This window comes from Ekhidna sp. (genome assembly GCF_039940915.1).
Lineage (GTDB): Bacteria > Bacteroidota > Bacteroidia > Cytophagales > Cyclobacteriaceae > Ekhidna.
On record NZ_JBDVFO010000003.1, the window covers coordinates 35,303 to 52,415 of the forward strand.

Annotated in this window: 16 protein-coding genes; 9 read left to right on the plus strand and 7 right to left on the minus strand. The window is 39.5% G+C overall.

The genetic code is table 11. The features are described 5' to 3' along the window. The first annotated feature begins 24 nt into the window (after window positions 1-24). Both ABJF57_RS14970 and ABJF57_RS14975 read left to right on the plus strand, forming a co-directional pair. Window positions 25-399 (plus strand): BlaI/MecI/CopY family transcriptional regulator, encoded by a 375-nt coding sequence (locus ABJF57_RS14970; protein ID WP_462232116.1) that lies wholly within the window; start codon window positions 25-27, stop codon window positions 397-399. After that, window positions 396-2,954, plus strand: a complete 2,559-nt coding sequence (locus ABJF57_RS14975; protein WP_462232118.1) for a peptidoglycan DD-metalloendopeptidase family protein — start codon at window positions 396-398, stop codon at window positions 2,952-2,954. Before ABJF57_RS14970 ends, ABJF57_RS14975 begins: the two co-directional genes overlap by 4 nt. 6 nt (window positions 2,955-2,960) lie before the next feature. On the opposite strand, the gene ABJF57_RS14980 is transcribed toward ABJF57_RS14975, so the two are convergent. The 6 genes from ABJF57_RS14980 to ABJF57_RS15005 form a co-directional block, all read right to left on the minus strand. After that, a complete protein-coding gene (locus ABJF57_RS14980; RefSeq protein ID WP_462232120.1) occupies window positions 2,961-3,635 on the minus strand; it encodes a LytR/AlgR family response regulator transcription factor in 675 nt (224 codons plus the stop codon). Then, complete coding sequence (locus ABJF57_RS14985) at window positions 3,632-4,648, minus strand: sensor histidine kinase (protein ID WP_462232122.1); 1,017 nt, start codon at window positions 4,646-4,648, stop codon at window positions 3,632-3,634. The genes ABJF57_RS14980 and ABJF57_RS14985 overlap by 4 nt, the downstream gene beginning before the upstream one ends. Beyond that, on the minus strand, window positions 4,648-5,490 hold the full coding sequence (locus tag ABJF57_RS14990; protein ID WP_462232124.1) for a hypothetical protein: 843 nt from the start codon (window positions 5,488-5,490) through the stop codon (window positions 4,648-4,650). The genes ABJF57_RS14985 and ABJF57_RS14990 overlap by 1 nt, the downstream gene beginning before the upstream one ends. Before the next feature lie 140 nt (window positions 5,491-5,630). Next, window positions 5,631-6,731 carry an MFS transporter gene (locus ABJF57_RS14995; RefSeq protein WP_462232126.1) on the minus strand — a complete coding sequence of 367 codons (1,101 nt, stop codon included), beginning with the start codon at window positions 6,729-6,731 and terminating at the stop codon, window positions 5,631-5,633. Window positions 6,732-6,810: 79 nt separating this feature from the next. Continuing rightward, complete coding sequence (locus ABJF57_RS15000; protein ID WP_462232128.1) at window positions 6,811-7,230, minus strand: DUF3995 domain-containing protein; 420 nt, start codon at window positions 7,228-7,230, stop codon at window positions 6,811-6,813. Window positions 7,231-7,236: 6 nt separating this feature from the next. After that, window positions 7,237-8,973, minus strand: coding sequence for an ATP-binding protein (locus tag ABJF57_RS15005; protein ID WP_462232130.1), 1,737 nt, complete (start codon window positions 8,971-8,973; stop codon window positions 7,237-7,239). A 229-nt stretch (window positions 8,974-9,202) separates the two neighbouring features. Between ABJF57_RS15005 and ABJF57_RS15010 the strand changes: the two genes are divergently transcribed. From ABJF57_RS15010 to ABJF57_RS15020, 3 genes are all read left to right on the plus strand, one after another. Further along, on the plus strand, window positions 9,203-9,961 hold the full coding sequence (locus ABJF57_RS15010) for a TerC family protein (RefSeq protein WP_462232132.1): 759 nt from the start codon (window positions 9,203-9,205) through the stop codon (window positions 9,959-9,961). A gap of 42 nt (window positions 9,962-10,003) precedes the next feature. Then, complete coding sequence (locus ABJF57_RS15015; RefSeq protein ID WP_462232134.1) at window positions 10,004-10,402, plus strand: hypothetical protein; 399 nt, start codon at window positions 10,004-10,006, stop codon at window positions 10,400-10,402. Window positions 10,403-10,564: 162 nt separating this feature from the next. Next, window positions 10,565-11,737, plus strand: coding sequence for a GAF domain-containing protein (locus tag ABJF57_RS15020; protein WP_462232136.1), 1,173 nt, complete (start codon window positions 10,565-10,567; stop codon window positions 11,735-11,737). Here the strand turns inward: ABJF57_RS15020 and ABJF57_RS15025 are convergent. Further along, complete coding sequence (locus tag ABJF57_RS15025; protein ID WP_462232138.1) at window positions 11,719-12,738, minus strand: nucleoid-associated protein; 1,020 nt, start codon at window positions 12,736-12,738, stop codon at window positions 11,719-11,721. The two genes, ABJF57_RS15020 and ABJF57_RS15025, sit on opposite strands and share 19 nt — an antisense overlap. 168 nt (window positions 12,739-12,906) lie before the next feature. Here ABJF57_RS15025 and ABJF57_RS15030 point away from each other — a divergent pair, with 168 nt between their 5' ends. The 4 genes from ABJF57_RS15030 (at window position 12,907) to ABJF57_RS15045 (ending at window position 16,678) form a co-directional block, all read left to right on the plus strand. Further along, the gene (locus tag ABJF57_RS15030) at window positions 12,907-13,986 is read left to right on the plus strand and encodes a hypothetical protein (RefSeq protein ID WP_462232140.1); all 1,080 of its coding nucleotides are present in this window, start codon (window positions 12,907-12,909) and stop codon (window positions 13,984-13,986) included. 200 nt (window positions 13,987-14,186) lie between these two features. Beyond that, window positions 14,187-15,329, plus strand: coding sequence for a sensor histidine kinase (locus ABJF57_RS15035; RefSeq protein ID WP_462232142.1), 1,143 nt, complete (start codon window positions 14,187-14,189; stop codon window positions 15,327-15,329). Beyond that, window positions 15,304-16,080, plus strand: a complete 777-nt coding sequence (locus ABJF57_RS15040; protein ID WP_462232144.1) for a LytR/AlgR family response regulator transcription factor — start codon at window positions 15,304-15,306, stop codon at window positions 16,078-16,080. Before ABJF57_RS15035 ends, ABJF57_RS15040 begins: the two co-directional genes overlap by 26 nt. 106 nt (window positions 16,081-16,186) lie before the next feature. Then, window positions 16,187-16,678 (plus strand): aspartyl protease family protein, encoded by a 492-nt coding sequence (locus ABJF57_RS15045; protein ID WP_462232146.1) that lies wholly within the window; start codon window positions 16,187-16,189, stop codon window positions 16,676-16,678. The last annotated feature ends 435 nt before the right edge of the window (window positions 16,679-17,113 follow it).

Genomic DNA, 17,113 nt, shown 5'->3' on the forward strand with positions numbered 1-17,113 from the left:
TAAATATAGTTATAATATTGTCTTATGAAGGAATTGACCAAGGCAGAGGAGCAATTGATGCATTACCTCTGGACACTCGAAAAATCGTATCTAAAAGACATTGTAGAGCGGTACCCTGAGCCAGCCCCAGCCTATACTACTATTTCCACGGTAGTAAACGTACTGGTTAAGAAGGGATTCATTGGCTTCAATACCCATGGTAAGTCGCGTGAATACTATCCGCTTATCACAAAAGAAAAATATACACAGCAGTCCATGAATGGACTAATGAATAGTTTTTTTGACAATTCCACTAAGAAATTTGCTTCCTTTTTTACCTCACAAAAGGATTTATCTGTTGAAGAACTTCAGGAAATAAGAAAGCTCATTGATGAACAAATAGCTCAGCGTAAATCATGAACGAAGTGATTGTCTATATCATTAAAGTCATGGCCATTCATGGACTTTTGTACTTATTTTATAAGCTTTTGCTTAGAAATACAGGACGTCACGTCTTCAATCGAGGCTTTTTACTCCTTGCGCTAGTTGCCGCTTTTTTCATTCCCTTCATTGAATTATCGCTACCCGAAGAAGTTCAGGGCCAAGAAGAGATATCGGTGATTATGTGGCTATCTGAGCCAGCGACAGAAATAGAAGAGTTTGACTTGGTTCCTGTGGCTAAGCAAACGGCCAGCTCTTATTGGTATATAGTTCCATGGCTGTATGGTGCCATAGCATTCGTGCTCCTTATCAGGTCTGTCTTCTATCTGGCGCTACTTTCTAGGCTCAAAAGAAATTCAGAATACGTAAAGAAACGTTGGTTCAAACTTTTTAAAATATCACAAGATCGTCCGTTTAGTTTTTTCTCAAATATTTTCATGCCCAGGTCTCTTTTTGAAACCGAAGCTTTTGAGCAAATACTGGCGCACGAATGTGAGCATGTACGGCAGTTTCACTCAATAGATAGACTGTTAACCGATTTTGTTGTTTCGCTGTTTTGGTTCAATCCCTTCATGTATTTGTATCGAAATGCACTCATCGAAATCCATGAATTTCAGGCAGATGAAGTAGTTCTTAACCGGTTCAAAGATCCGGTAGGCTATCAGGAAATTTTGTTTTCACAACTTCAGTCTGCTCAGTACTCAGGTTTGGTGAGTCATTTCAATTTTTCAATGATTAAAAAAAGGATTGTAATGATGAACAAACAACGTAAAAAGTCCGGATGGGTCTATGTTTTGACTGCTCCGGTCACACTTATGGTGGTATTTGCTTTTTCAAGCAAAGAAGCCATAGAGCCGATCGAGAAAGTTGGCAATGAGATTGCCGAGCTTTTAGAACCAGAACCCAATCATGGGATATTTCCAATTTGGGACATGTCTGAACCCCAAGGAAAAACTCAAATAGTTAATGATGTTAGGAGTAGTGTGCCTTCCATTTCACCCGTTCGAGCAGCAGATCTGAAGCGACTTGCATCTGGTTTTGGTATGCGAACGCATCCCATCGACAAGACAAGAAAATTCCATAAAGGAGTTGACTTTTCCTGCAAATCGGGTACAGATGTATTGGTGGCCGCAGACGGAAAAGTATCCTCCTTGGCAGATAATCCTGATGGATATGGCAAAATGGTGTCCATCGATCATGGCAATGGGTATGTAACCAGGTACGCTCAGCTCTCTAGTTTTAAGGTGAAAGAAGGAGACAAGGTCAAGAAGGGTGATATCATTGCACTTTCTGGAAACTCCGGACAATCAACAGCTCCCCATTTACATTATGAGATTATAAAAGATGGGGAACACATTAATCCAATGTCTCTTATTGAAGGTCACAACCTTCGTAAGGCTGATAAAGTCGTAACTGATAAGCAAGGACATACACCAGCTGTTTTACCACTGAAAAACACGAAAGACGTGCGAATGACTTCCGGCTTTGGCAGGAGAATGCATCCCATTGAGAAGGTCATGAAAAACCACAAGGGAATGGATTTCTCATGCCCTAAAGGAACAGAAGTCATTGCCACTGCCGATGGTAAAGTAGTTGCTGTAAAGACTTTTGATGGTGGATATGGAAAATTGATCACAATCTCTCATGGTGATACATATCAAACAAGATATGCGCAGCTGTCTCAGTTTAAGGTTAAAGAGGGAGATGAAGTAAAGAAGGGAGATGTAATTGCCTTGTCAGGTAGTTCAGGAGCGTCAACGGCTCCTCACCTTCATTATGAAGTTCTTCAGGACAATAAGCACGTCGACCCGATTCACTACATCAAGGACTACAATTTTATCGCGAAGATGGGTCGCCAGGAAGAGCAACTAGCTGCACAAGAAAAAGCACTTGCCGAACAGGAAATAATCTTAGCTGAGCAAGAGAAAGCACAGATGCAACAGGAAAGGATACTTGCAGAGCAAGAGCAAATGAATGCATTGGAAGAGGAGAAAAATGCTCAACAGGAAATATTGTTGATCGAAAGAGAAGCAATGCTCCAACAACGTGAGCAAGAGAGAAATCAAGAAATGCAACAAGCTACCTCTCAACTTCAATTGGAAAGAGAAAATGAGGAGCGTAGGCTCATAGAGCTTCAAATATTGAATGAGAAACTTCAACTAGGCGATGATAAGCAGTATCAAAGGATTGAGTTCGATGGAAGCGGAGGAAGTCCCTTGTTTGTAGTGGATGGAGAGGTTGTGAATGAAATTTCTAATCTGGCACCTGATGAAATAAAAGAGGTTACTGTACTGAAAGGGAAGAGTGCCACAGAAAAATATGGTGATAAGGCAAGTGACGGGGTGGTTGAAATTTACACGAAAGACAAGGAAAAGAGTAAGCAAAAAAGGAAGAACAAGGAGAAATCCAAAAACAAAATCAAGCAGGCTCAGGCTGTGAAATTCAGCAGGTCTGAGCTATTGCAAACTCAGCGAGCACTTTCACAGCTTGGATATTTGTATTCTACAAAAATAACGTCACCAGCAGACCGCTAATCAGCGTTACTTTTTCAAAATCTCATTTACTTTATCCCGGTAGGACTGACCTATCGGGATTTTTGTTTCTCCAATTTTTGCTTGATTGCCTTCCAGATACTCCAAATGTGGAATTGAAATAATGAAGGATTTGTGCACCCTGATGAAAATGGATGGAAGTAGCTCTTCAAGTTTTCTTAAGGTCTCGTTGATGATGAGTGTTTTTCCCTCCTTAAGATGAGCTTTCACATAGTCACCAATGGATTCGAAGTAGATCATCTGGTCAAAGTTGATTTTATGGTTCTTTTTATCAGCCTTCAACATAATGAAGTCAGTATGTGAATTTTCAGAAGTATCCAACCTTACCTTATTGACTGCTTTAACAAACCGCTCGAAAGAAAAAGGCTTGAGCAAATAGTCAATGGCTTCAAGCTCAAACCCCTCAACAGCATGATCTGAGTAAGCAGTGGTGAAAATTACTTTCGGTTTTTTTGTAAGCGATTTATAAAAATTTATCCCAGAAAGCCTAGGCATATTGATGTCGAGAAATATGAGATCGACCTGATCTTGATTGATCCAACCAAGTGCACTTATTGCATCTTCGCAACTTGCAAGCAGCTGCAAAGAGGGAAAATCTTTGACATAAGATTCCAACACTTCGCGTGCTAGCGGCTCATCATCTATTATCAAACATCGTGTCATGACCATGTTATTTTTATTGAAACTTCAAACCGCTCAGCGGTTTCAATGATCTCCATTTTTGACTTTTTCCCATAGATAAGATTCAATCTTTTTTTCACATTTTCAAGTCCAATGCCTCCATAATCCCCTTCTTCTGTGCTATCTGCTTCCCCTTTGTTGTTGACGATGTGAAATGCTAAGTGATTGGCATAGTTACCCAAACTTATTTTCACATAATTTTCGCCTTTTTCACCTTTGAGTCCATGCTTGAAGCTGTTTTCTATGAGTGGAAAAAAAAGGAGTGGGGCAATCATTTGCTCATCCATGTCTCCTTCTTTTTGAAAATCTATAGTGGCATCTTCATTAACCCTCAATCTGTGGAGATCCAAATAGTCATTGATTGAGTCAACTTCTTTCGAGAGGGGTACATCTTCGGATACCTCGTATATCATATACCTCATTAAGTTAGATAGTCGCAATATCGCATCTGGAGCTTTGTCACTTTTCTTCCGAGCCAGTGAATACATGCTGTTCAGGCTATTGAAGAGAAAATGGGGATTGATCTGCATTTTAAGCGAGTTTAACTCAAGCGAAAGCTTCTCCTTTTCCAGTTGCTGCAGCTGATACCATGATTTTGAGAGCTTCAAAAGTGTGGTGAGCAGCCAGTAGATTCCAAATATCGTCATGAGCACAGACATGTCCGTAAAGGACACCATGTAGAAATCTGTAGGCAATATGGGGATCAATACTTCGAAGACCACCTGATGCAGGAAATAAGCAAAACTGATATTAAAGAAGCTGAGGAGTAGATATGCAACGTAGCGTTCTTTCAACAAAAACTTAGGTACGTGATATCGCAGATTTATATATGTAAGAGCAACCAATGGAATATGAAAAAACGCAGCGTATATGAAATCGATGATTTTCAATTCATTGGAGATTGAGAAATAGCTTCCTATAGCATAGAAAGACAACACCCAAAATGTCAGGTGTTGTAGCCATTGGCTGGTCAAGATGCTCTTGATTTTTCTCATTACAGCGATGCTCTTTTATACGTCTCAGTGTTATCAAAAACGGATTCATCATCTGCATACTTGTCAAAAAACTTCTGGAGTTCCTTCGGTTGAGCGGTAATCAGAATGGTTCCTTGAACATTCTCATGTCTTAAGCGAATCAGATTACTTTCAAACAAGTCGTTAAGCTTGTCTAAATCGAAATGTATCATGGTGAACGTATCCTCTGTGATTTCCACTTTATAGAAGGTGTGTACGGGAAAATAGTTGTCTGAAAAGTCTTTGGAACTGTAATTTGTAATGGGGTAAAGGTCTAAAAATAAATCGCCACCTATATCAGCAAGATGGGCAGTGTAGGCAGTTTCTGACCCCTTTTCTTCATCGACCACTGTTAGTTGATAGCTCTTTTCTTCAAATACAGTAATACTTCCCTCATATTCAAGCTTTTTCCTCTTCGCTACTGAAGATCCCCTATCAATGAGCTTTGAAGCACCCTTGGATTCAGGGGTATTTTTCCCCTCATTCTTCGCCATTCTCCTGAGCATCTCTTCCCTTATTAGATCCTCATCGTATACTGTATCTCCCTTGATCACCATGGAAATCGGATCATTGGAACTCATGGTGAATCCTTCTTTTATTTTTATTGAATATTTATAGGCATCTTCTCCCTTCTCTTCTTCTTGATCATCCTCATCGGTGCCACGTTGAAAGATCATGTATGAGTTGTCTCCAAGATCCCACATCCCAAGAAGCTCCTCTTTAAACACCAAGGTATCTTCGGTATAGATTGGAAAAAGCGAATACACACACGAGTTTAGAAGAACGGCCAATACGGCCAGAAGTACAATTGATCTCTTTTTCATTTGTTTCAGTTTTGATGATGCCTCAAAAGTGATCGAATGACAAAGTAGACAAAAATATTATCTGTGAACACACAAAATTTTAGGGTGAACAATAAAAAAGCCCCAATATCATTGAGGCTTTCAAAAGACTTGCAGCTTTTTTATCTAAGCATGTATTCAAAAAGGCCTGTCAGAACTTCTGAAGCACCAATGTAGATGCCCACACCGTACGTTACGTGTCTCACCGAAAGATGCTTAATTACATAGGGCAGTCCACTGATATTGGCCATTGTAAAACCAGCTCCAATGATGAGAGCAGCCAGTATGGTCACATATGGACTGGATGAAAAAATCATGACCAAAACACCAACGGCCAGGACGATAAAGCTGCTGATAATTACGTTTTTCAAATCAGCTCTGGAGATGCGTTTACTTATAAGAAATCCTGAAATGGCGCAGAGACCAAGAATGGCAAATGAGATATAGCCTTCGTATTCTGTGAAATTAGGAAACCGTGTAGCAAAATGCTCGGGCAAAAACTCCACGAGAAATGCTTTTCCCAACCCTAAGAATAGTCCAACCATGACAATTGCCAGGTAAGAAATGGGCGTTTGTTTTTTCACTCTGTCATTGGCAATCAATTCAGATTTTCGCTGCATTACTTCATCTCTCGAAACCTTATGAAAGATGAATCCTGTCACGGAGATCAGGACACCTCCAACCACAAACGTCAATGTGTCCCCGAAGAAGAGTACCAAGGCGACGACCACAGGCTCCAGTGCGTACAATAGCTCCGTCACAAGAAAGAGAACTCCAACAACAATGGGAAGTTGCTGCACTGGCGCAAACGCTTCAATCATTGAATTAGCTGGACTTATAAATAGGTTCATACTGATCAGCCAGATCACAATCATAAATGGGACAATGGTTGTGACATCCATGATATGAGAAGTGCCTATCAAAGTGGCGACAACCATGAAAACCATGGCCGTAGCTCCAATTCCTACAGTGAATATGATTAGGTATTTGCCGTTCTTTTTAAGGATTTTATCAGAAAGCCATCCGGCAATTGGCGGAATAGTTACCAGAATGATTGCTTTAGCGATAATCATGAAATCAACCAGGTGTGTGATGCCCAGATTCTTCATTAAGACTGGCTGGTACTCATGATATGCAATCCAGCTAATGACTACCGCGGCATTAAGCGCGGCAAGACTATATACTTCCCTCCATTTAAGGGTGTTTGTTTTTTCACTCAACATTTATTTAGCTTTTAATGATAGATGTATATACATACGCAATGGGCATACTTGTTGGATTTCGCAAAATGAATAGGATAAGTTATGATATTCCGAGGATGAAACCAATCACAGCGATACTTAAGCAGAGTGGCGAGTAAAAGAGCGTATCCTTTCTTGCAAAGGCTGTCGTCTTCACCTTTTTAGTAAACCCGATATATCTAAAATCACCAATCGCTCGAAAAAGAAAAATAATGGGTATCATCCAACTGGTAGCTTTGATGGCGAATGGAGGAAGTGAAATCTGGAGAATATTTCCCGTGATCAAATAGAAAAGGCCAAAGAGTAAAAGGCCTGCCCCAACGATGAGGCTATCGCGTTTTTTGGGTTTAAGCATCCATTCACCTTTGTCATTTTTAGGAATGGCATCTTCAAATCCCCATGAGCTGCCCAGAGCCCAGCTGACATGAATGATTGAAAGGCATAAGAAAATAGCAAAGAGTAGGTAGTTCAAGATGATCATCCAAGTTTATTTTAGGTATTTAATCAAAACTTGCTTCAAGGTATCTGTCTTAATTGGCTTTAAGACATAGTCACTCATTCCTACAGCAAGACATTCCTCCATACTTCCTTTCATCGCATTTGCCGTGAGAGCGATGATTATTGGCTTTTGGCTAGCTTCTTTATAGTGTGCTGTAATTCTCTTTGAAGCTTCAAAGCCAGAAATATCTGGCATCTGGAGATCCATCAAGATAATGTCATACAATTTTTCTTGAGCTTTTTGAACTCCTTCTGTACCATTTATGGCAATATCAACGTCTTTTATTTTTAAACTGGACAACATTTTTGAAGCCACCAATCTATTAATCTCGACATCTTCTACAATCAAAACCTTTAGGTTGCTAAGGCCTGGTATTTCGACTTGATCAAAGTCTTCAAAGTCGTCCTTTTGCGAAATGCCTAAGGGTAAAGTGAAAAAGAAGGAAGATCCTTCATGTGGTGTGGATTGAAAATCAATCTTACCCCCCATGAGCTTCACGAGCTTTTCTACAATTGAAAGGCCAAGTCCGGTGCCCTCATACCCATCAGTATCAGTGCCTTTGTAGAAGGTTTCAAAAAGATGAGGTTGTTTATCAAGCGGAATTCCAGCACCTGTATCTATGATTAAAAATTGGATAGAGACAACATCACCAACTTGACCTAATACATCTACCTTCAAAGTTATTGAACCTTTATAGGTAAACTTGACGGCATTATTCATCAGGTTTACCAATACCTGTCTGATCCTCGCAAGATCACCTGTTACATATTTAGGCAGTTGATCATCTAAATCAATTACTATTTCTAAATTCCTGTTCGCGCTGGTTTTTTTATTAAAGACCTGCCAGACACTTTGCAGCTCGTTCAGTATGTCGAATGAACTTATTTGTAACTTCAGTTTACCTGCTTCAATCGTTGTAATGTCCAGTACATTGCTAATCAATCCGTGTAGGATATTGCTGCTGTAAACAAGACTGTCTATCAACTCATTTTGTTCACTGTTAATTTTTGTCTTTGACAATAATTCGGTCATTCCTACAATGCCGTTTAAGGGAGTTCGCATTTCATGCGAAATGGTAGCAAGGAAGGTGGTTTTAGCTTGATCCGTAGATTCAGCGTTTCGCTTTTCTTGTTCCAATTCTTTATTTCTTCTCCTAAGTTCATTTCGGTCATCGATATACTTTTTCTTAAAAACATAAAGGCAAATACCCATAATTGCCAAAGAGGTTAATGTCGCAATAGCTAGGTCTTGCATAAGCAAATCATTGCTTAGGTAGGGTGCTGCACTTGATGGATTCTGAATCTCAAACAGTGTTAAACCCAGGACTAGGGCGAAAGTGGCAAGGATAAAGATGAGGTAGTCTTTGAGTGGAAGAACCAGTAGGCCGGATAGAAAAACAAGAACAAGGAACGTAGGGATAGCGGCTTTTATTCCTCCGGATGGTAACCATGAAATGCCGAGGAGAAATAAAATAAGATAATAGTAAATCAGGGTAAGCATACGAAACCCAACTCCTTTTTTCTGGAAAAAATATAAGGAGGCATAAATGAATGTACCACTTATATAGACAGTCTGAACAAAGTATTGATACCCAACAACTAGCCCATAGATTGACCAAAATAGAAAGACCAAAACGGTCAATCCTAGGGTGATCTCAAATAATCGATTCTCGATCTTAAGCGACCGATCAGTCGCTGGCAGTATTTTTCTAATTAGCTGGTTCAATGGTTAGCACTCACATGGGTGAAGTTAATTTATTCAGGATAATTCGTCGACATTAAATATCATCGATGTGGCAAAGACCGAGAAGGGAAAAATTATGCACGTCGGAATTACTCATTGAATTGCAAATTCGCGTACGAGCTACTTGCTGAGGAGACGGCTAATGAAATTCAATCGCACGTAGTTGCAGCAATTTTTACATTTTTGTTTCTTACAATCTAATGATTTGATCATGGCAGAAAATATTTTCACACTTTTAATGCTCATTCTCTTGCAAGCCGTTCTCGGTTTTGACAACCTATTATACATCTCACTGGAGTCCAAACGCGCACCTTTAGAGAAGCAGCGGATGGTACGATCTGTAGGTATTGGTATCGCTATCGCGTTGCGAATTATTTTGCTATACGTATTGGTGAGTGTGATCAAATATTTTCAAGATCCATTTTTGGAACTTGATTCTCATTTTATTTCCGGAGCTATTAGTGTTCATAGCTTAATAGTACTTTTTGGAGGGGCTTTTATTCTATACACAGCTGTCAAAGAGATATTTCATCTCGTGTATCTGGAAGAGCACGCTGGAGATGAAAAAAGGGGGCAGAGTGTGACTAAAACCATCACAATGATTGTGTTAATGAACCTTATATTTTCATTTGACTCCATCCTAAGCGCAATGGCGCTGAGTGATGTATTCTGGGTAATGGCCACAGCTATTGTCATTAGCGGCGGACTCATGATCTGGTTGTCAGACGGTGTTTCAAAGTTTTTGGCAAAGAATAGACTCTATGAAGTGCTTGGGCTTTTCATTCTCTTTTTGGTAGGAGTGATGCTTCTTTCAGAGGGAGGGCATTTAGCTCATCTGAAGATTTTTGGAAATGAGATTACACCAATGAGTAAGACCACTTTTTACTTTATCATTTTTATTCTGGTAGTGATTGATATCGTGCAAGGAAGGTATCAGCGAAAGCTCGTACAGAAAAAACTCAAGCATTGATTGACTCGTTTTACGTAGTTTAACAATTGAAACCCACTACTTATGAGAATTTTTCCGCCAGTTTTTTTTCTACTATGCGCAATGCTGGCTTTTGCTCAGCCTGCGAAAGTTTCAACATTGGATTTTGTGCAAATACAGAATGACAACAGAGAGGAAGCTGTTTTCTATTATGAAAATAATTGGTTGATTCTTCGTAAAATGGCACTGGATAGCGGATATATTACTTCGTTTGAAATAATTGAAGTTGAAGCAAGTGATGATGCCCCATTTCACCTTATTCTTAAAACGACATACCCTGATAAAGAGGCCTTTGATAAGTCTGAGGAGCGATTCGCCAAGCTGATTGAGGAGAAGGGACCGCTTAAACTCTTAAATGGAAAGGAGCCCGGAGAATTTCGAAAAATTCTATTTTACAAGCTTGAAGGAAAGCATTTGTTCTAAAGACTGATTCTAAATATCTTTTTACGAAAACATTCTCTGGTAGTGTAGGTTATGCTTCGGCGCATTGTCACTTCGAAGAAAAAGCCAAATTGGAGTGAGAATCAGATTAGTTAGTAGAAAGAGAAAGTTCTAAATGAATCGAATCCCTATCTTTAATAGCATATGTCAGAGCAAGACCGAATAGAGGAGCTAAGGAGTTTGGGTATTCTTGATTCAGAATCTGAAAAAGATTTTGATGAGATAGTCGAGCTGGTATCTGACCTGTGTCAGGTGCCAATTTCTCTTATTACGCTTATAGATGAAAAAAGGCAGTGGTTTAAGGCCAAAAAAGGGATAGATATCAGTGAAACGGCCAGAGAGCATTCTTTTTGTCATTTTACGATAGAAAACCCGAATGAGGTGATGGTGGTGGAAAATACCCTGGAGGATCCACGCTTTTCCAATAATCCTTTTGTGATAAACGACCCCAATGTTAGGTTTTATGCAGGTTTCCCATTGGTGACAAAAAACAATTTTGCTTTAGGAACGCTATGCATCATTGATGATAAGCCAAGAAAACTTAGTGAAAATGAATTGCGGGTGCTGCAAATTCTTGGAAGGCGGGTGGTAGCCTTAATTGAACTGAGAAGAGAGAATATCCTTCAGCGGAAGCTGATTGAGGATGGAGATAAAAAGCTTAGTCTAGTCACGCAAAGACTGATTAAAGCACAAGAAGTGGCAAAAGTGGGTAGTTGGGATTGGGATGTCAAAGATGGAACTCTCTATTGGTCACCTCAGATGTATGAAATATTTGGACTGGATGAGTGTGGTGCGGAAGCTTTAATTGAAAAATGGCAAAGTGCCGTTTATGAGGAAGACTTAGCGCTTGTGAAAAATACGCTCGCCGAAGGGTTGAATGGAAAGCACAATGCTATCCAGTACAGAGTAAAAAGAGGAACAGAATTTATATGGGTTGAAACCGCAGGACAAGTCACAGTGGACAAGAAAGGAGCGGTCGTTCGAATGATGGGTACGGTACAGGAGATTACAGAGGTAAGAAAAGCGTTTGAGCAAAAGCAGCTTTATTCTGAGGTTTTGGAACAGATGCTTTTTGACTTATCGCACAAAATCAGAAGGCCATTAACTAATTGTATTGCACTGTCCTCATTACTGCAGGATCCTGAATCGTTGGATGGGAGAGAACGTGAGTTTGCCCAATATTTAGAAAAGTCCGCGAACACCTTGGATGCATACCTGAAGGAAACGATAGATTTCTTAAACAGGAACAAGGTCAATATAGAAGATTTATCAGCTGAACCAGGAGGCGTACCAAAACCTCAAGATTCATTTTCATAATAAATCTTATAAAACTTACGCCCATCAGAGTCAATGCCTTGTTCGATCAACTCTCGATTGCCATGAATATAAACGTGAAAGTTTTTATCCAGCTTTAATACACTCTTGAAAATCCGAGCTTGCTTTTTGACTGACTGAACCGCAATCTTGAAATTATCTTCAAGTTCTAAATCCATGTCTTCCTGATACTGCTGATCAAAATAGCGAAATGATTTAACGGCTTCCTCTTCTTGCCCAAAAACGGATAGTTCAAACTCTCCCTTATCAAACGTTTCTGCCTCTTTGAAATACTTAATGGATTTATTTAACAGATCAATTTGATCTGTTTTGGATACTTCAAACTCTTCTGGCATTTGATAAGTAATGTATGATTTGGTCATTTCCAGAAAATGATTGGTGTTGTTTACATGATCTTTCTTAAAGTCGAGGTTGATGAAATCGTTTTTCCAGTAGACTGCTTCACTATTGTTGTTATCATAAGCAAGAATGGTGAATGGGTCCTCATCAAATAGAATGAGACAAGCTTTATCAAGTTTCTTTTCACCTATGCCTTCCTTAAAAAGTAAAGTTGGCTCCTTGGTCCAATCTGGAGTTTCAATGAACGGATCTTTCTTTTCTATTTTAAAAATCCCGAGCCCATCCACTGTCTTATCCTCAATAAAAATGTCGCTAAAACGTACGATGAATAATTCGCCTTCTTTGATGTTTGGGTGTCGAGAACTGGTCCTCAGGTGCGAAATGATTCCTTCATAGGTTTCACCAATGGTTTCCTTGTTTTTTATTTCCTGCGAAAGCTTGTATAGCACGTTAAGCTCCAAGTCCACATTGTGTGCAAACTGATAAGTGTTTGTTGAGGCTGTAAACGGTTTAAGGAACACATTTTTAAGGGTCTCCTCCTCACTTGGCGAAAACTCCTCCTGCTTGAGGTAATGATCGGTACTTTCTTCTTCAATTTTTTGAAAGAAAAGTTCCTGTATGCTAGCTCCCTTATGTTCGATCATCGTTTGCGCGTTTGCCTCGAAATTAAATCGATTAATCACATTTATGTCAAATCCGCACCCGCATTTTTGAGTAAGTAGAAATGGAACAGCGGGTGATTTTTAATATTTTTATCTAAACTGGGTAGGGTGGTTGCGTTAAAATTTGTACTAATACTAAAATTTACCACTATGAAATATTTTAAATTATTATTCTTATTCGCTGGCTTTTTGTTTCTGACATCATGCGGGAGTGATGATGAGGTTAAAAGCTCAGTAGACATTCCATCTGATTTTTCAGTAGAAATTCCTCAATCCATCAGTGCAAATGCAGGAGGGTTGAGTGGTAGAGTTTCCGGGGATGGAGATGGTGTAATCGAAGGCAATGAAATCTATGAAAGCCTACGACACTTTATTAACATAGGCGAAGAGTCTGCCGAAATCATCGAATTCACTTTACTGGTGGGAGTGGCCTTGGAAATTCAAAATATAAGATCATACACATTTGAAAGTGAAGACGACGAGCGAGAAAAGCGGATAGACATTACTGAAGGAGTTACACGCGGAGGTGTTTCTTACGATTATGAAATGACCATGATAGATGTGGCAGCCAATGAGATGGCGCTTCAGCTCTTGTGGAACAACGACCCGGTGGAGGGATTTGCCATTCTAAAACCTTACAATATTGATCGATCTGATCAAGATAGTGAGCCAAATGCATTGGTTAGAATCGACTATAGCGAAGATGATGCAACGTATGATGCTACAATGATTGTCTCTATAGCTGGAATTGAAGTAGTTGAAAACGGAGATATTGACAACCTGAAGATGTTTGTAGGTAAGAAAGGCGACGTGGTTGATGTAAGGGGCAATTCCAATCACCCAAACATTGAGATAATTGATCCCAACTTCACCGGAGGACGTAATTATGCCTTTGTAGCTAGAGGAGATGAATCAACGGATTTGGGTGTGGCAAACCTATGGCTTCCACCATCATCCGTCACTGTCAATACTTTTGAGCCGGGAGATCAATACTCTGTATTTAAAGTACTGGAGGCAGAGATCAATGAGGTAGCAAACCTGGATCAAGCGATCATTGATGCAATACTCGCAGAGGCATTGTCTCCTGCGTACTTCAATAATGACGGATTCATTACTTCCGGGACGGACAATAAGCCAGCAAGCTTCAGCGATAGCTTCGTTGACCTTTCAGGAATGAGTCCATTTGTACCGAATGATATCAAAAATCTGGAGATTGACTTTATCCAGTAGTAGAGTTTAAGTCGTATGAAATCCCTACCTTCTGGTTGGGATTTTTTTTTGGTTAACGAGTGAGAGAAGTCAATTGCAGGAATGCCGTTCGAGTGGCAGATACGTACATGCAGGACGGTTTGAATTCCTGTTCATCATTAAATATCCCGTTCAAATATTAAATAAACCATAGGCTATGATTTTGCGTGAACTTGCAGCGTATGATCAATGGTATAAAGAGATATTTTGGGATGCTGCCCATTCGTTTTAGCAGCGCATTGATAGCTACTATTGTTGTAGCAATTCTTACCGGACTACAGACCTACCTGCTACTATCTGTCAAATCTGACCCGGAATCAGTAGCAAATCTGGATCAAGCAGTGTACATCTTTCCTATATTGAATAACAGTGTCTGGCTTGCGCTTTCTCCGCTACTTTTTCAACTGCTCTTGAAAGCGAATAAAGTAACGGATGTAGTGAGGAGAAATGCTGCATACGCAGTGCTTGGAATTGCTATTACATTGGCACATGAGATACTCGGCCTCTTCATTTACAATGGAGGGTGTTACACTGCATATGTTTTAGATTTCGCAGGCCAGTTCCAATTAGATGTCAAGTCTGGTGTTCTTGGTTTGTCAAAGACTTTCGTAGAGTACTGGGTTATTTCATTTTTACTCATTCACTTTCATTCTAAGAAAAAATTAAGAAAAGCCAAACTACGCAATGTGCAACTTGAAGCTCATTTAGTAAAAGCCCAGATGAGCGCACTCAAAAATCAATTACATCCGCATTTCTTATTCAATTCGTTCAATACAATTTCAGCTCTTATGGAAGAAGATATCCCATTGGCGCAGCGCATGATAGCAAAACTCGGATTGCTTTTGCGGAAAATTCTGAAAGATGGAGACATTCAAATGATCACGCTGGAAGATGAAGTCGATTTGGCGAAGCTTTATCTGGAGGTTGAGCAAATAAGATTTAAAGGAAGGTTAGTTACGCGATTTGCGATTGATGCTAAGGTAAAACATGTCCTTGTACCTACACTTCTCCTGCAACCAGCTGTTGAAAATGCAGTAAAGCATGGATTTTATAATAAGATAGGCGAATGTGAAATAGCAATTAAAGCTTACGAAAATGAAGAATCTGTCATAATTGAAGTCCAAGACAATGGCGAAGGAAAAAAGAATGATGCTGGCTTTTCCTTTGGGATTGGTTTATCCAACATAAATCAAAGGCTCGCAGCATCTTATGGAGAGGGATACGAGTTGAATGTCAACTCCAAATCTGCAACTAGTGGATTTATTGTGGAAATCAGGATAAGTAAGAAAACCCTAGAAAATGAAAATATCAGTAGCCCTAGTTGAAGATGAACCCTATGCTTCAGCGAGAATCAAGAAACTGATTAAGAATGATCCAACTTTTGAAATAGTGGGTGAGGTCACCGGCGTGGAAGAAGCGCTGAAGATGCTCCAATTCAAAAAGCCGGATGTGGTGTTTTTAGATATCAAAATGCCAGATGGAACGGGTTTTGATGTGCTTTCTCAATTGCCGTCAGATTGCAATCCGTATGTGGTTTTTGTCACTGCCTATGATGATTTTGCACTGAAGGCATTCGAGTATAATGCCATTGACTATATACTAAAACCATACGAAAATTCAAGATTTTATAAGGTGACTGAGAAAGCAAAGGAATTTGTATCTCTTCGAAGATCCTCGGTCATCAATCAGCAAATTTCTGACCTCATGAAACGAGAAGAACAGCCTTCTCAGTCAGAGGTCAATCAAATAAAGATCACAGAAAAGGGATGGGATGTATTCATTGACTATCCGGATATCCTACTTTTTGAAGCACATGGTAATTATTGTAAGGTTCATCTGAAGAGCAGATTCTACATTTATAAGGAGACCATGAAGAAACTCGAAAAAGAGTTGAGCAACATGGAATTTATTCGCATCCATCGATCGTATATTGTCAACCTGACAAATATCAATGCTGTCCAATACATTGGAAAAGGGGAGTATGAATTTGAGTTATGCAATGCAACAAAACTTGTCTCAGGTAGGAGTTTTGCATCAGATATCAAGGAATACTTATCGATAAAAGTAAAGACATAGCGGAAGTTTTTTATGTCAATGGGAGGTCATTGAACTTTTCATCACTTCATTTCCTGTTTGTCCCTTCCTATTGGCTGAATGATATGCGTATGCGTTTCAGCTAGTAATGATTCACAAAACGACAATAGCTTTTTTGATTGGTTTTATCCTAAGTGGATGTACCAGAGATGCGGTATTGGAGTCGGGGAAAGAAAATGCTTCGGTGGATTTTGAAGTCCATCATAACATCATCATCGTAGAGGCTTATGTAAACGATAAATGGTCAAAATTTATCGTCGATACAGGAGCGAGTGTTTCACTGTTAGATTTCACGCAATCGAAGAAATACGATTTCACCTATTCAATAGATGTAGATAATAAATTGACCGGTTTTGGCGGTAGATCTCAACTCATGAAAACCTCCGAGGTATCTTTTGCCATGCAAGGAGCACTAGCTAGCAGTTCCTTCAGTTTTTCTGCATCAGACCTAAGTCGTCTCAATCGCATTTTATCTCAAAGTCATCAGCGTGTTTTAGGAATCCTGGGAAACGATTTTCTTCGATCCCATGGAGCGATTATCGATTATCAGCAGCAAAAATTAGTGATGTCAAGTTATTGAAGAGTTTTAAAAAATTCGATGCAAGGGTGGGGGAATTATCATAGTAGAGTATCATAAGAACCCACCCGCATCGAAATGTTTATTAGTCTCGACTTCTTTTTCAATTAAATATAACAAGTACACAAAATGTACACATTTCCTATAAGTGTTTTCTAATTGATGGATTTAGATTTATGACTCATTCGCATTCTAAAAAGTTGCAACTGGGTTTCCGATTTTCAGCGAATAATAAGAGAAACTATCGAGCTTTTGTAACTGATTGGTTAGAGATTCGATGCAAGGGTGGGGGAATTATCATAGTAGAGTATCATAAGTAACCCACCCGCATCGTAATCTACCAGGGTGAAAATTACACTTCCATCTTCATTGGATTATTTAATGGGATTTCTCAAAAGAACTGATGGTGTTAGGGTCATCTACTGAATGTTATTATGT

Coding starts and splice junctions, on each gene's coding strand:
- ABJF57_RS15010 (WP_462232132.1), top strand. CDS start 9,203: ATGGCAGAAAATATTTTCACACTTTTAATGCTCATTCTCTTGCAAGCC.
- ABJF57_RS15015 (WP_462232134.1), top strand. CDS start 10,004: ATGAGAATTTTTCCGCCAGTTTTTTTTCTACTATGCGCAATGCTGGCT.
- ABJF57_RS14990 (WP_462232124.1), bottom strand. CDS start 5,490: ATGAAAAAGAGATCAATTGTACTTCTGGCCGTATTGGCCGTTCTTCTA.
- ABJF57_RS15020 (WP_462232136.1), top strand. CDS start 10,565: ATGTCAGAGCAAGACCGAATAGAGGAGCTAAGGAGTTTGGGTATTCTT.
- ABJF57_RS15000 (WP_462232128.1), bottom strand. CDS start 7,230: ATGATCATCTTGAACTACCTACTCTTTGCTATTTTCTTATGCCTTTCA.
- ABJF57_RS14975 (WP_462232118.1), top strand. CDS start 396: ATGAACGAAGTGATTGTCTATATCATTAAAGTCATGGCCATTCATGGA.
- ABJF57_RS14980 (WP_462232120.1), bottom strand. CDS start 3,635: ATGACACGATGTTTGATAATAGATGATGAGCCGCTAGCACGCGAAGTG.
- ABJF57_RS15045 (WP_462232146.1), top strand. CDS start 16,187: ATGATTCACAAAACGACAATAGCTTTTTTGATTGGTTTTATCCTAAGT.
- ABJF57_RS15040 (WP_462232144.1), top strand. CDS start 15,304: ATGAAAATATCAGTAGCCCTAGTTGAAGATGAACCCTATGCTTCAGCG.
- ABJF57_RS15025 (WP_462232138.1), bottom strand. CDS start 12,738: ATGATCGAACATAAGGGAGCTAGCATACAGGAACTTTTCTTTCAAAAA.
- ABJF57_RS14995 (WP_462232126.1), bottom strand. CDS start 6,731: ATGTTGAGTGAAAAAACAAACACCCTTAAATGGAGGGAAGTATATAGT.
- ABJF57_RS14970 (WP_462232116.1), top strand. CDS start 25: ATGAAGGAATTGACCAAGGCAGAGGAGCAATTGATGCATTACCTCTGG.
- ABJF57_RS14985 (WP_462232122.1), bottom strand. CDS start 4,648: ATGAGAAAAATCAAGAGCATCTTGACCAGCCAATGGCTACAACACCTG.
- ABJF57_RS15035 (WP_462232142.1), top strand. CDS start 14,187: ATGATCAATGGTATAAAGAGATATTTTGGGATGCTGCCCATTCGTTTT.
- ABJF57_RS15030 (WP_462232140.1), top strand. CDS start 12,907: ATGAAATATTTTAAATTATTATTCTTATTCGCTGGCTTTTTGTTTCTG.